At 49.1% G+C, this 15,611-nt stretch carries 11 protein-coding genes and 1 other annotated feature; all 11 genes read left to right on the top strand.

Annotation, left to right across the window (positions count from 1 at the left end; genetic code table 11):
• The coding region (locus ACLUYS_RS00660) for a DUF711 family protein (RefSeq protein WP_412658649.1) at positions 1 to 201 on the top strand (201 nt) is incomplete at its 5' end.
• A 123-nt stretch (positions 202 to 324) separates the two neighbouring features.
• Positions 325 to 520: a binding site (T-box leader), on the top strand.
• An 87-nt stretch (positions 521 to 607) separates the two neighbouring features.
• A complete protein-coding gene (locus tag ACLUYS_RS00665) occupies positions 608 to 1,414 on the top strand; it encodes a transporter substrate-binding domain-containing protein (RefSeq protein WP_230268102.1) in 807 nt (268 codons plus the stop codon).
• A gap of 20 nt (positions 1,415 to 1,434) precedes the next feature.
• Positions 1,435 to 2,106, top strand: a complete 672-nt coding sequence (locus tag ACLUYS_RS00670; protein ID WP_230268101.1) for an amino acid ABC transporter permease — start codon at positions 1,435 to 1,437, stop codon at positions 2,104 to 2,106.
• A gap of 34 nt (positions 2,107 to 2,140) precedes the next feature.
• Entirely contained in the window at positions 2,141 to 2,872 is a 732-nt protein-coding gene (locus ACLUYS_RS00675) for an amino acid ABC transporter ATP-binding protein (protein WP_230268116.1), read from the top strand.
• Positions 2,873 to 2,902: 30 nt separating this feature from the next.
• Positions 2,903 to 4,027, top strand: a complete 1,125-nt coding sequence (locus tag ACLUYS_RS00680; protein ID WP_288338736.1) for an aminotransferase class I/II-fold pyridoxal phosphate-dependent enzyme — start codon at positions 2,903 to 2,905, stop codon at positions 4,025 to 4,027.
• Positions 4,028 to 4,438: 411 nt separating this feature from the next.
• On the top strand, positions 4,439 to 5,104 hold the full coding sequence (locus ACLUYS_RS00685) for a metallophosphoesterase (RefSeq protein WP_230268099.1): 666 nt from the start codon (positions 4,439 to 4,441) through the stop codon (positions 5,102 to 5,104).
• Positions 5,105 to 5,202: 98 nt separating this feature from the next.
• A complete protein-coding gene (locus ACLUYS_RS00690) occupies positions 5,203 to 5,610 on the top strand; it encodes a hypothetical protein (RefSeq protein WP_412658652.1) in 408 nt (135 codons plus the stop codon).
• A gap of 9 nt (positions 5,611 to 5,619) precedes the next feature.
• A complete protein-coding gene (locus ACLUYS_RS00695) occupies positions 5,620 to 6,093 on the top strand; it encodes a hypothetical protein (RefSeq protein ID WP_412658654.1) in 474 nt (157 codons plus the stop codon).
• Positions 6,094 to 6,250: 157 nt separating this feature from the next.
• A complete protein-coding gene (locus tag ACLUYS_RS00700) occupies positions 6,251 to 10,783 on the top strand; it encodes a beta-N-acetylglucosaminidase domain-containing protein (RefSeq protein ID WP_412658656.1) in 4,533 nt (1,510 codons plus the stop codon).
• 228 nt (positions 10,784 to 11,011) lie between these two features.
• Complete coding sequence (gene cas3 / locus ACLUYS_RS00705) at positions 11,012 to 13,828, top strand: CRISPR-associated helicase Cas3' (protein ID WP_412658657.1); 2,817 nt, start codon at positions 11,012 to 11,014, stop codon at positions 13,826 to 13,828.
• Positions 13,829 to 13,930: 102 nt separating this feature from the next.
• Positions 13,931 to 15,595, top strand: a complete 1,665-nt coding sequence (locus tag ACLUYS_RS00710) for a type I-E CRISPR-associated protein Cse1/CasA (protein WP_412658659.1) — start codon at positions 13,931 to 13,933, stop codon at positions 15,593 to 15,595.
• Positions 15,596 to 15,611 lie beyond the last annotated feature (16 nt).

Here is a 15,611-nt window from a genome sequence, read left to right on the forward strand (position 1 = left end):
GAAGCCGCGATCGGCATGGTCAACACGAAAACCACCGCTGTACGCATCATTCCGGCCATCGGCAAGGAAGTCGGCGACGTTCTCGATTTTGGCGGACTGCTGGGCAGCGGCCCGGTTATGCCGGTCAATCAGGAGAAAAACAGCGTGTTTGTCAACCGCGGCGGCCGTATCCCGGCTCCGCTGCAGGCCCTGAAAAACTAAAATGGGAAACCAGTCCTGAAAATCAAGAAAAAAAACGATGAAAAAAACGCTTAAACGCTCTTTTCCGATAAAAAGCCGCTCGTCCGGGTTTGCCTTTTGAAGGGCCTTGTGTTTAAATCGTTGCATAAAACGAAGAAGAGAAGTAGTAAAAGCCGGAACCTTGCAGAGAGACCGCGGCTGGTGAAAGCGGTCAGGGATAAAGCTTTGAACGTGTCTTGGAGTGCGGACTAATCCCCGCCGTAATCCGCGTTAAGGATGAAAGAGCCCTGGCTATTGCCGGGGAAGTAAGGTGGTACCGCGTATAATCTGCGTCCTTTCGTCAATTTCGAAAGGACGCTTTTTTTATCGGACCGCTTCCTGATTCTGATCTTCTATATGGGCCGATGCCCAGGAAAGGAATAAAAAAATGAAAAAGACTGTATCGATCGCATTAAGCGCACTGCTCGCCTGCGGCATTGCCGGATGCTCCTCCGCACCGGCCGAAACATCCAGCAAGGCCGATGCTTCCAGCACCGCGGCCAAAGCGGACGCCAAGGAAATCCTCATTGGTATTTCCCCCGACTATCCGCCTTATGAATCCAAGGATTCCAGCAACCAGATCATCGGTTTTGACCCGGATATGACCGACTGGATCTTCAACTATCTCAACGAAAACGGACACAACTACACCTACAAGTTCGAAGAACTTTCCTTCGACACCATTATTTCCGCGCTGCAGGCCGGCCAGATCGACCTCGGCATTTCCGGTTTCACCTACGATGAAGACCGTGAAGGTATCTTCTCCGATTCCTACTACGATTCCGCACAGGTTATCGTTGTCGCTTCGGATTCCGAATTCACTAACGCTGACGATCTCAACGGCAAAGTGGTAGGCGCTCAGCAGGGAGCTACCGGCGAAGAAGCCGCTGCCATGATCGAAGGCGCTCAGGTACAGGCCGTATCCGATGCCAACCTCATGATGGAAAACCTGAAAGCACACGGCATCGACGCAGTTGTCATCGACAAGGCTGTAGCGGACCAGTACGTAGCCAACGGCGATTTCAAAATCATCGGCGACGCTCTGATGGATGAAGAAAACATCATCTACTCCACAGAAGACCACAAGGAACTGATGGATGAAATCAACGAGGCGATCAAAGCCTTCAAGGAAAGTGACGAATACACCGTTCTGACCGAAAAATGGTTCGCTCCGGCGGACAAAGACGCCGAATAAGTGAGGAGATGCCCTGACGAATGGAAAAAATTCTCACCCAGGAAAACCTGCTTTTCCTGCTCAAAGGCGCCGGCATTTCGCTGCTTTTAGCCCTGGGTGCTCTGCTGATCGGCATGGTAATCGGTATCCTGCTGGCAGCCGGCCGTCTTTCCAAGGTTAAAATTCTCAACTGGCTTTGCAGCATATATGTAGAAATCTTCCGCGGTACGCCAATGCTTCTGCAGATCATGTTCTTCTATCTCGGCATTCCGGTTCTGATCCGGATGATTACCGGGGTAAGAGTTCGCATGGATGTGTATGCGGTGGCGCTGACCGCTCTGTCGCTCAACTCCGGTGCATATCAGTGTGAACTGTTCCGTTCCGGTATTCAGGGCGTTGACAAAGGACAGTGGGAAGCGTGCGAAACGCTCGGCATTTCCTACTGGCCGATGATGTTTCAGGTCATTCTGCCCCAGGCGTTCAAGCGCATCATTCCGCCTCTGGTTTCCGAGTTCATTACCCTGATCAAGGACAGTTCTCTGGCCAGCTGCATCGGTGCCGGCGAACTGATGCGCAACGCGCAGACGCTCGGTGCGCAGTACTATAACTATCTTGTTCCGCTAATCGTGGCCGGCATCATGTACCTGTTCATGACGCTGATCATCAGCTGGCTCTCAAGAAAGCTGGAAAGGAGGATGGCTGTAAGTGACTGATCCAAAAACAAACGAAGCGAAAGCTTCTGGCATCATGATCGATGCCTCCCATCTTTCCAAAAACTTCGGAAAGCTGCATGCGCTGCACGATGCTTCCCTTCAGGTCAAAAAAGGCGAAGTCGTCTGCCTGATCGGTCCTTCCGGTTCCGGCAAGTCGACGTTCCTTCGCTGCATTCACGGTCTGGAAACACCGGATGAAGGATCCGTTACTCTTGACGGCAAGCGCATGGATCCGAAAAACAAGGCGGAATACCGCGAGCTGCGCAATAAAATGGGTTTCGTTTTCCAGCACTTCAATCTGTTCCCGAACAAAACCGTTATCGACAACTGCAAGCTTGCCCAGACGACGGTTCTGAAGCGTTCGGATGAAGAAGCCGAAAAAGTGGCGCTCGAATATCTGGGAAAAGTCGGCCTGCTCGAAAAACGGGACAGCTATCCCAACCAGCTTTCCGGCGGACAGAAACAGCGTGTGGCGATCGCCCGAGCGCTGTGCATGAATCCGGAAATCATGCTTTTTGACGAACCGACTTCCGCTCTTGACCCGGAAATGATCAAGGAAGTACTGGAAGTTATGCAGGATCTGGCTGCCCAGGGCATGACCATGATCGTGGTTACCCACGAAATGGGCTTCGCCCGCAAAGTCGGCACCCGTGTTGTCTTCCTCGAATCCGGAAAGATCGTGGAAGAGGCGGATTCCGAAACATTCTTCACAAACCCGCAAAGTGAACGGGCAAAAGAGTTCCTGTCCAAAGTTTTCTATTCCTGATCAGGAACCGCCCTGCAGGAAAGGAATTTTATGAACATCAAGGATTTTCTGACTGAACAGTGGATGAACGACTATGAACGTCAGGCGCGTTTCAACATGACCGACACATCGGCTCTGCCGATGGGCATGGAGGAACTGCTGGCGTTTGAACCGGATCTTTTTAACGGTCTCGTTCTGGATTACGGATGGATTACCGGTGATCCCGCTCTTCGTCGGGAAATCCTTTCTTTATATGAAGACCAGCGCGAAGAAACGCTGACCATGACCAACGGGACGCTTCAGGCCAATGAACTGGTCATGAACATTTTGCTGAAAGCGGGCGATCATGTAGTGACCATCACGCCGGGCTACCAGCAGTTTTCCGATTATCCCCGCTGGCTTGGATGCACCGTCAGCGAACTGCCGCTCATTGAAGACGGCTGGACGCTCGACTGGATGGCGCTGGAAGAAGAATTTCAGAAGGGCACGCGCCTGATGGTGTTCGCCTCGCCGAACAATCCGACCGGGACCTGGCTCAATCGCGAAGAGGTCCTGCGTCTGCGCGATCTGGCGCGAAAATACGATGTCTGGATTCTTTGCGATGAAGTGTACCGGCAGTACGACGCGGACGAATGCGCCATGAGCGATGTGTATGAAAAAGGCGTCAGCACCGCTTCGCTTTCCAAGCTGTTCGGTCTGGCCGGCGTACGACTGGGATGGGTGAAAGCCTGCCCCGAACTCATCGCGCAGATTAATGTGTTCCGTGACTATACGCTGATCTGTGCCGGACCGCTTTCTGAAAAAGCGGCCTGGGCCGGTCTGCACCACCGTCAGGAAATACTCGAACGCTCCAAAAAGAAAATCGCCGAGAACAAGAAAATTCTGGCGAAGTGGCTGGAAAAATCTCCGTGGTTTTCCTGCCAGCTGCCGCGCAAGGGAACGGTTTCCTTTCTGAAACTTCCCGAAGGGCTGTCCAGCCGGGAATTTGCGAAAGGACTTCTGGAAGAAACCGGTATTTTCTTCGTTCCGGGCTGGTGCTTTGGAATGGATCAGTATGTCCGGCTTTCCCTGGGCCGGAATTTCGAAGATCTCGAAGGCGTTCTCGATCGGATCGATGTCTGGACCGCAAAGAAGATGCAGGAAAAAAAAGAGAAGCTGAGCACATCCGGGCAGTAAATCCGGCGTCCGGGTGAAGGGCGAAAGAAGTACGAAAATGGGAAAGAGAACCGTTCGCTTTCTATATCCGCTTTCTATATATAGTGGATATCGACATAGACTGGGATTGGACTTTTCTGAAGACCATAAATTTCCCATTGGACAGTTTTCGAAGACAAAAGCGCGCAGCCTGAAAATCCATCTGTACACATGTGGCGGCTTGAACAGCCGCTTTTTCTGTCGAACGAAAAAGAAAAATGAACCGGCTGAGCAGGCTCGCCGGTACAAAGAGAAGGGGATAATTCGGCAGTTTCCTGTCCAAAACGGTAGGATAGAACCGGATGCAGACAGGTCGCCGGCCCAAGAGCAGGCGCCAGGAAGCCGTACAAACCGGCAGATGGAGGTCATCCAGAAATTTAAGGGGGTTGAACGATGCGCTACTACATCGCGGACTGTCATTTCTTTCACCGCTCGCTGCTGACCAAAATGGATCAGCGCGGGTTTGAGAGTGCAGAAGAGATGAATGAATATATGATTGAACGATGGAATCAGAAGGTAAAACGAAATGATGAAGTCGTAATTCTGGGGGATTTTTCGTGGGGAAACGGAGAGCAGACGAATGAACTGCTCGAACGGCTGAATGGCCGAAAATTTCTGATCAAGGGCAATCATGACCTGTATCTGAAAGATAAAACCTTTGATCCGAGTCATTTTGAATGGATCAAGGACTATGCGGAACTGCATGACAATCGAAGAAAGGTCGTTCTTTCGCACTATCCGATGATCTGCTACAACGGGCAGTATCGAACGGACGAGCAGGGAACGCCGACGACGTGGATGTTATATGGACATATTCATAACACCCACGATCAGGACAATCTGGATGTGTGCTGCGACTATATCGCCAGACAGACGCATGCCAGAATCGGAACCGGTGAAATCGCGCAGATTCCGTTGCAGATGATCAACTGCTTCTGCATGCGTTCGGACTATCAGCCGCTGAGTCTGGACGAATGGATTGAAACAGAAAAGAAGAGGAGAATGCCAAAAGCGGATTTGGCCGAAGTACTCCATGCGCAAGACGTATCCAGTAAATAAGAGGCGTACACAATATATAGAAAGGCGAAAAGCCGATTTCTGAGGGAAGAGACGCTCAGAAGGGATGAACGATACCGGCTTTTGATTGGCAAAAACGTATGACACTGACCGAACGAAAGCGTCTGCTCAAAAGCATGGACGGTGCGAAAAAGGATGAGCTGATCCTGACGTATTTCAAACGGATGGATAAGCAGGAAAAAGAACTGTTTGATCTCTATATCCAAGCCGTGGCGGAAGGTAAGGAACCACCTGACGCGAAAGCGAAAATCATAGATGTCAAAAAGGCTCGAACCAAGGCGGAGAAACTGATCGACCGGATGCTGGGCTGGAGAAGATGCCGCGGCGCGACCCGCACCAAAATGAAAAATGAGATGAAAAGCATTCTCAAAGAACTGCCCCTCATGCCAGAAGAAGCCGTAGAGTACGATCTCGCCTGCCAGACGTATCTGGAAATCGCCCGGCAGCTCTGTGTTGTGGATGAACGGTCTTACTACTGGAGCGGCTGACTGGAAGAAATGAATCTGACCTGGACAGAGCTGTATCGAACCGCCTGTTCCATGTATATGGCCAGAGGAATTCGCGTCGAAACGTTTGAAAAGCTGTGCGATACGATTTTGCCGATGGCAAACGGCGACTGGATCATTCAGGATGAACTGCTCGACGTTCTGATGGGTTATATCCGAAACGGCGATCTGCGCTTTGATCTGATCGACGACTACGATCAGAAAATTCGTGCGCTCCATGCCGAAGACAGTGCCCAGATTCAAAAGAACCGAAAGCGGATCGATCTGTACGAACATTTTTATATTCGTCTGATGGAAGCCGACGGCCAGAAAGAAGCCGCTCTCGCTCAGGTGCGCGCCTGGGAAGACAGCGAGCGGCATAGCGAAATCCGGCGCCTGCTCGAAACGGCGGCGCGGGAAAAAAAGCGCGAAGAAGAAGAACGCTTTGCAAGTCTGGCAAGGGAAAAAGAAGACGAAAGCGATTGAACCCACAGACCGGGAAAACGAACAGAGGTCAGTCTGCATGAAAACGCATACAGGATGACCGCTTTTTTTACGACGTATTTGGTAAACTAAAAAAGAAATAAACTCCCCGTTCGGGCAAAAAGGGGAGCCCGTTTCAAAGGAGAAAGGAAATATTGGGATGAAAAAATATACCTCGCGTCTGCTTGCGGCTCTGGTCAGCGCAGCGATGCTGCCGCTTCCTTCTGCACCCGTACTCGCTGTGGAAACGCCGGAAGCAGAGCCGGAAACAGATCGTTATGAAATCTATCCGATTCCGCATTCTGTGGAATATCCTGCATCGGACAAGTTCACCGTTTCAAACGAGGTGAACGTTGTCTATGAAAATGATATTGATCAGTACACCAAAGACTATCTTCAGGAAATCCTGAAAGAAAACGGACTGACCGCCACAACCGGAAGTGAAGCTGTGAGCGGAAAGACGAACATTCTTCTGGGCGTTCATGATTCCAACGGTGCCGCTGATGCCTGGTTTGATGCCAACGAACAGCTGAGTGCCGATCTGTTTGAAAAGACCGACGCCTACGCGCTTGATGTCGATCAGGATGGAAACACGAGCGTAATTGCGATTGTGGGCAAGGACACCGATGCTGCTTTTTACGGTCTGTCCTCGCTGGAAATGATGTTCTCTTCCTTTGAAGGCAATCAGCTTAAGGAAGTATCGATTGAAGACTATGCCGATAAGGAACTGCGCGGATTTATCGAAGGCTTTTACGGCGGATTCAGCTACGAAGGCCGCGAGACGCAGATTCGCTTTCTGCGCAAGGTAAAAGGCAATATGTATGTCTTCGCGTCCAAGACCGACCCGTATCACGGCGGTTCAAACTGGCAAGCGCAGTATCCGCAGGAAGAGCTCAATCAGATTAAGCACCTTGTCGATGTGGCCAAAGCCAGCAAGGTTCGCTATGCGTGGTCGTTCCATGCCGGAAAATCGGCCTTTTTAAACGGTGCTTCGCCGCAAAGAGACAGTGCAAACTACGGTGTATATCAGGAGCGGCTGGCTGCACTGCTTGCAAAATTCCAGCAGCTGTATGACATCGGCGTACGCGATTTCCACATTTTGAACGATGACTACAACAGCGGAGCCCCCGCGGATATCGCGCTCTTTCTGAACGATGTAAACGCCTGGCTGAAAGCAAAGGGTGACTGCGGACCGCTGGTTTACTGCCCGATCAACTACAACCGGACCTGGGCAGCGGAAGCCACAGTTACCAATGAGCTGAACGCCTATAAAAATAATCTCGACGACGATATTCTTCTGTACTGGACAGGAGAACGCGTAAACTGCCCAGTAACGCAGACGGATATTGACTGGGTCTACGAACGATCCGGTCATGAAATCGTCAACTGGCTCAACTATCCGTGCTCCGAGCACGATAAAGCCGGTATTTATCTCGGCAATATCGATTTTTATTTCTCGACCGCCGATAATCTCCAGCATACAAAAGGTCTGATGTCCAATCCGGTCAATTATCCGGAAGCGAATAAGGTCGCTTATTTCCAGCTTATGAGCTGGCTGTGGAATACGCAGAACTTTTCCGAGAACGTCGATACGATCTGGAAAAACAGCTTTAAGTACATCGAACCGGAAGTGGCAGACAGCTATGCGGTTGTGGCAAGACATCTGTCGAACTGTCCGGACTCCGGACGCTATCCAGGCGGTTTCCCGGAATCGGAAGACCTGAAAGAAAGTCTGGAAACGCTTCAGAACAGACTGAACAGCGGAATTCCCGCAGAGAGTTCTGAAGAGTTTGCGGCCGTGTATGACGAGTTCAAGGCCATTACGGCAGCCGTTGCCGATATGAAAGCCAACGGAAGCGAAGCGCTTCTTTCGGATCTGAATCCGTGGCTCAATTCGCTCGACGCGGTGGCGAAAGCCGGCATCGCGGCCATGGATGCCTATACGGCGTTCAGCGCAGGCGATATGGAAAACGCCTGGATTCACCTCAGCAAAGCCAACGAAGAATTCGCCAAATGGGACGATAACAGTCCGCGCGAATATGCCGATAAGACGGCTAAGGGCGGATCGAAGCGACTTTATCCGTTTGTGAAGAATCTGCTGACGAAAATGTCCAATGAAATCCTGCTCAACCTGAATCCGGACTACGACGGCTTTACGCCTTCTGTAATTTCCAGCTTTGGAGAAAACACCAATACGCAAAAAATGATCGACGGCGATGAAACGACGTTTGCTTCCTGGAATAGTGTCCAGACCGCTGGTGACTACTATGGTCTCGATTTAGGCCGTATGCTGAATATCCATGATGTGGAAATTATTCAGGGCGAAACGGATACGCATCATGACCGCTTCCACGAATCCACTCTTGAATACTCTGCAGACGGCGAAAACTGGACACCGATTGAAGAAAATATCAACGAAAGCCGTATCGTACGCAAAAATCTGGATGTTCGCGCCCGCTACATTCGACTTCGCGTTACTGGATTTACAGACCCGAACAACCCGAACAAGCACGATTTCTGGACCCGCGTTCGCGAGTTCACGGTAAATAAGTCCGCTAACACCCCTGCACAAATTTATACGACGCAGGAAAATGCCGGTTCAGCTTCGATTGAATCGACAGACAGCACAGTCACGCTGAAAACAAATTCCGCTTTGACTCTTGAGGCGGGTCAGTCCATCGGTGTGAAGCTGACCGATCCGATCTTCATTTCCAGCCTGCAGGCTGCACAGGCCCCATCGGGCTGCGTTCTGGAATACTCGCTGGATGGTACAGCCTGGAGCAGCGAGACGATTTCCGGAAGAGAGACCGTTCGTTTTGCGCGGGTACGAAATACCACGAATGTGGAAGTTGTGCTTCCGGCTGATTTTGCCCTGAACCTGATGAAAACGACTGGGGTAGTTCCGACGGTTACTTCCGATTTGCCGCTCAAAGAGGGCTCCTGGTCTGCTTTGACCGACGGAAACCTGACGACGTATGCATGGACAAGCGTCAATCAGGCCGCGGGGCAGCGCATTAGCGTTGATCTGGGCCGTGAACTGCCGTTTAACGCGCTTTCGATTTATATGGCAGAAAATCGTCCGCGTCTTTACCATGGCGATATTTCGGTTTCCGCCAACGGAACAGACTGGAAAAAAGTCATGACTGTCAATGCCGCGGATGATCAGACCGTAATTGACAGCGCGCTGCGCTATCAGCGTACGACAAGTGACGGATCGCGGATTCGTTACATTCGAATCGATGTTACGGACAGTGCCAAAGAGGAAGCAACGGAGCAGTCTGCCTTCCTGAAACTGCATGAGATTTTACTGAATGACGCACCGCTTCCGGAAGATGTTCCGTCTCTGTTTACAGGTACGGAAGAAAATATGCAGCTTGCAGCAGACAACGATCTGACGACCTGCTTTGAACCGAAAGCACCGGCAGGATCCTTTGAGTATGTCATTCCTGAAAAGACCGAGCTGCCTTTTCTGACTATCGTGCAGGACGCGGAAAACTTCTCCAATGCAGCTGTTAAAGTCCTCTATGAAGGGGATGAAGAGTGGACAGATCTGGGAACTCTGGAAAAATCGGTGAACCGCTTTGCGCTCGATGGTACAAAGAAAGCCCTTCGTGTGCGTGTAAACTGGAGCGCCGATCAGCCCAAACCGAAAATTTACGAGATTGTGATGACTGGGGAAGCGCCAGAAAAACTGGAGATTACCGGGGTAGCGCAGGCGGCGGCAATTACTGCACCGGCCGGTACGGCCATTGCTAATCTTCCGCTGCCGGCAACGGTAACGGTAACGCTGTCGGATGGAACCAAACGAGCTGTACCCGTGAACTGGCAGACAAAGAGTCTTGATACTTCCGAGCCGAAAACCGTAACGATTACTGGGGCGCTCGCTCTCACTTCGGATCTGAGCAATGCGGCAAATCATACCGCGTCGATTACCTTAACTCTGGAAAATGTCGCACCTGTCGTCAACCTGGCTCTTTCCAGACCGGTGGAAGCATCTGGAACGGAAGTTGAAGGACGCTGGCTCCCCGACAAAGCCGTGGATGGTGATGATACTTCAGAAGATAACCGCTGGAGCGCTCCTGTCATGAAGTCGGGAACCGCTGCCGATCAGACGCAGACACCGCAGAGGCTTGTCATCGATCTGGGGGAAGGAACCTATTCTCTGACGCAGATCGAGACGAAATTCTTTAAGAAATGCTATGCGACAGATTATGACATTCTGGTATCGGACGATAAGGAAACATGGACACCCATTAAAGAAGGCGCCGGTCTTCCAGCGGATGCTTCGACCATGAGCCCGACGGATACCATAGTCTTTGATACGCCGGCGGAAGGAAAACGCTATATCAAATTCGTCTACAATGCGATGAATCATTACGCGGCGGGAAATGCGATCAGTGTCTGGGAAGTAAAGGTATTTGGATCGAAAACTGCAGATCCGACTCCAGCAAGCGCTGATAAGTCTCAGCTCAGCACAGTGCTGACTAAGGCGAAAGGGCTCACCCTTTCCGACTACGCACTCGAAGGTCAGAATTTGGAGCAGTGGAACAGCCAGATCCGCGCTGCGCAGATCGTTTATGACGATGCAGCCGCTGATCAGGAACAAGTGAACGAAGCTGCACGCATGCTCAATAACGCACTTCTGAAGCTGCGGCGGACACCCGATCACCAGCAGTTGAATGAACTGAAATAAATCAGCAGACTATGATCGTTTGATAAAAAGGCAGGCACAGAAATCGGATTCGTTCTGCGCCTGTTTTTTTCTGTTTCCAGTTTCGTATGGGACTGTCCGTAAAATAGATACGAAAGGTCATCAAAAAGAAAACGTTAAACAGCCTTAGAATGTTCGAAAATTACTTCGAATATCCGGTTCATATGGAGTCTGGCGGTATCGGGACTGCCCTACAAAAAGGAGAAAGAAATGAAGAAGTACAGAGTAGATCTGCTGGCTGAAGCTGAGATGAAACGCATTTTTGAAGAGCTGCCAGCTTTAAAAGAGGCCTGCTCCGACGCTCTTGGCAAAGGAAAAGGAGAACATTTTTTACCTCTTTGGATGCATTTAGCGGATACAGCGGCTGTAATGTACTGGCTGATCACGTATGCACTCCCAGAAGGTTTAATGAAAGTTCTTGTCCGTGAAGGGACAGGAAATACGGAAGATGAGAAAAGAAGAAGTATTCGCAAAACCGCGTTGTTTTTAGCCCTTGTCCATGATCTTGGAAAAGAGAGTGCATTATTTCAGAGAAAAATTTTGGAGAATTGCGAAATTGGAAAACAAGAACACTTGTATTGTTGCTGTGGTCGCTCCTCTTCGAATAACCATTCTCGTGCTGAACAGACGGAAGCTGCTCATCATGCACTCTGCGGAGCAATTCAGCTGGCCAAAATGGAGTTTGATTCACCAGAGGGGAAACTTAAAATTCCAAAAGGTATCGCTTCGATCGTAGCTGCTCATCATGGAAAAATACTCTCCGAAAGACTCTACGATTCAGTTGATCTAAGAAGAGATTATAGACGGGCTGTGTTTGACGGAGATCCCAAAAAATGGACAGAAAGAATGCAGAAGATCTGCAAAACAGCGCTTCGTGCGACCGGATGTCTCCACGAAAAAGGTCTTCCATATCTGACTGAACCTTCACTGATGATTCTTAGCGGTCTTCTGGTAGAGGCGGACTGGCTGGCTTCTGATGAGCGGTATTTCTCCCTGATTGATGACAGAAAAGAAGACCGTGTTGAGGTGTATCCAGAACGGTGGGAAAAGGGTATAAGTTCCATTGGATTTTTGGATTCTCCTCAATTTCAGGAAACAGAGCTGGATGATGCTGGATTTGAAACCATGTTTTCGCTCACACCCAATCCTATGCAGCATGAGGTGCTTTCCATCGTTTCGGCGATTAAAGAGCCGGGAATCGCAATTCTGGAAACGCCGACGGGAAGTGGGAAAACGGAAACTGCTTTAGCGATGGCCGCCGTGATGTGTGCAAAGACAGAGCGGAATGGAATCTATTTTGCACTTCCCAGTCAGGCGAGTGCGAATGGACTTTTTGACCGCTTCGCCAGATGGGCTGGAAGACAGACAGGAACTGGAGAAGGCTCTCTCCGGCTTGCTCATGGAAAAGCAAGTTTTAACAAAGACTATCAGTCTTACAAAATGAAGCTGGTTAATGGAAATGTGGATTCGGATGGAACAGAAGAATCCCATTTATTAGTAAGAGACTGGACAGAACGGCCAAAAACCAGTTTGCTGGCCGACTTTGTCATCGGAACGGTAGATCAGGGACTTAAAAGCGTGCTTGATATTTGCCATGTAATGCTCAGACATTTAGGGCTAGCAGAAAAAGCAGTAATTGTCGACGAAGTACATGCTTACGATGTGTATATGCAGTCATCTCTTTATCGAATGCTGGAGTGGATGGGGATTTACCAAGTGCCTGTCATTTTATTGTCAGCTACTCTTCCCCCAGGGTATAAGGAGACATTGATCCGCAGCTACATGAAAGGGAGAAGCAGCATGCTCGATACATCTATAGATGATCAACCTCTGGCCGCTTACGAGAGTACCGCATATCCTTCTCTGATCTGGTCGGATGGAAGCACGATTTATTCGAATTCACTATCTGATTCTGGACAGTCCAGAACGATTTATCTGGAACAGATTCGGTATGATTCCAAGATGGATGAGTTTGAAAAGACGGCAGAACGTGTCTGTAACGCATTATTGGAAGGCGGCTGTTGTGCGGTAATTTTTAATTCGGTAAGAAAGGCTCAGAATTTTGGCCGAGTTCTAGAAGATAATTGCCCGGATCTGAAAATTATAGTTATTCACTCCAGATTTACCGATGCAGATCGAGCGAAGATTGAAGAAGAAACGGTTCATCAATGTGGAAAGCAGTCGACTGCAAAAGACAGAGACAGAACTGTTGTGATAGGAACTCAAGTGATTGAGCAGTCGCTCGATTTGGACTTTGATTTTCTGATTTCGGAAATTGCACCCATTGATCTTCTGCTTCAGAGAGCAGGTCGTCTCCACCGGCACGTTCGAAGATCACGACCGGTGCTTCTGAAAATTCCCAGAATGTCCATCTTAATTCCGGATTCTGCATTACAGACTGTGAATTATGAATCGGTCTATGCAGACTGGCTGCTGCTTAGAACGGAAATGCAGCTTCCTGAAGTACTCCATATTCCAGCAGATATACCTTCATTGCTCCGGAATGTCTACAGCGAACAAACTGCAGAGGCTGAAGGCGAACTGGCTGGATTGAAGAAAATCGAATTTGAAGCAGATCAGGCTAAGGAAAGGAATAAGGCAAGTGCAGTTCAGCTGAAAATGCCCACTTTTGGTGAAAGGGAAAAATGCTCTTTGGGCCAGCTGAGTAAGTGCGGAACACTGAGAGATGCCAGTGCCAGAGATATCGAACAAAATGTCACTGCATGCGTCCTGGCCCATTTATGCGAAGACTTTTATCAACCCTGTACTTCTTCAAGCCTGTGTCTGTCCGCTTCTGCAAAAATCGATGAGCCGATGTCAGAAGGGCTTAGAGGCGGCTTTATTCAGATTCCTCTGAATCTGTGGGAGGCATGCAAACAGCATGATGGGCACGTAGAGGAAGAGTTTCAAGTCTGGAGAGCAGATCCACTTTGGAAAAAAACGAAGTTTCTTGTGATCGATCAGGACTCTTTTTTCGATTATGACTGCAAATATGGTCTCTCAATTCGTAATTCCATACGAAAATAACGACATTAAAAATGTTTTATAAATTTAATGATAATTAAAGCTATACTTATATTATCGATCGCAGGTTTGAGGTAAAAGTGAATATCGGATAAGGAGGACGATATGAATGAGCTGTTTAACTTAATCGATTCGGCGTGGATTCAAACCAGAAATCTGGCAGGAGAGTATGAAACGGTTTCAATCAGAGAATTGTTTTCCAGAGCTTCGGAATTATCGAGTTTGGCCGGAGAGACGCCTGCACAGAATTTTGCAATTTTGAGGATTCTGGAAGCTCTGCTTGTCACGGTTGTATATCGATACGATCTTCAAGGTAACTACAAGCCGGTTAAAGATGAAAAAACAATCTTTAACCGCTGGAGTACGATCTGGAAAGCAGGCAAAATTCCGACAGAAATGATGGCGCCTTATTTCCAGAAGCATGAATCGGAGTTCAATCTTCTTGGAGAAAAACGTTTTATGCAGTCGAAACACGCCAAACAGGCAAGTTTCTATAGCTGTAAGAAACTGATTGGTGATTTGGCAGTCAGCGGCCATAAAGATCGGCTGTTCAAAATGAGATCCTGGGAAGGAACACCAAGCATATCGCTGGCTGAAGCAGCTTCTTGGATACCAAATCTGCTGTTGTTCGACGACACGGCTGTTAAAAAAACGATACCTTACAAGGCTTATTCAAAAGTTACGAAGGTTGATCATCCTACGGGAGTTGGCTGGGGCGGGAAAATTTCGCCTGTCTACGTGGCGGGGAGCACTTTATTTGAAACCCTGATGCTCAACTGCGTAGTTCTTCAAGATGGAATCACGGTGTGGGATTCCATGCAGCCGTATTGGGAGATTCAGGAGCAGCAGGAAGAGACGGAATCCGCCCGTCTGGAAAGAAGACTGATTCCCGCGCCAACCAATCTGGCTGCGCTTCTGACCCTCCCGTCACGAAGAATATGGCTGGATGAAAAAGAAGGACGAATTGAGGGATTTCGAACTTTTGCTGGTGATGTGTTCGATTCAGAGAATGCTTTTTGTGAACAGTTCACACTTTGGAAACCCGTATCGAAATCAAAAGACACACCTCCAAGTTTCAGACCTGCAAGCTTTACGCTGGAATCAGATCGATGGCATGATTTGAAAACATCGTTTATTTCAAATTGCAAAGGAGAACCAGCTCACCTTCCTGGTGTGATTCAATGGATTAATCGGCTGCAAGATGAAGGATTGCTCCCGAAGGGGTTTAAAATCCAGATTTTGGCGCCGTTTGTGCGGTATGGAACATCTTACTCGAGCTTAACGGACATCTCGTCATGCTCGCTGACGATTTACTCAAAGTTATTAGAATCTCAAAATGCAGAATGGAGAGAAAACATACTAGCCGAAATTGAAAAAAACGCTCAATTAGCAGAAGCGGCAGGGAGGTTTGCTATGTCCTGCTCTTATGCAGCTGGAGCAGATCCAGCCCAGGCGAACAATGAAAAGAAGAGACTTGCGGCACAGCTGAACAGGCTGCTCAACCAGCCTTTTCTGGATTGGCTTAGTCAAGTTCAGCCTGGGGATGAAGATTCATTGTTCGATGAGTCTCTGGAGGAATGGGAAAAAACAGCCAGAGCTATTGGAACTGAACTCATTCGGCAAGAGATGCAGAAGTATCCGCCGTCGTCTTACTTTGGAAGACTAGTAAAGAATGAGAAGAGCAAATCCAGCTTCCAATCGGTAGTTCATGCGGAAAAACGCTATTTTGCAGAGATGGCTAAGATCTATCCAAAGCCGGAGACAGAATGATTCATCAAGTCTCATC

Source organism: Allobaculum sp., assembly GCF_047010065.1.
Taxonomy (GTDB): Bacteria; Bacillota_I; Bacilli_A; order Erysipelotrichales; family Erysipelotrichaceae; genus Allobaculum; species Allobaculum fili.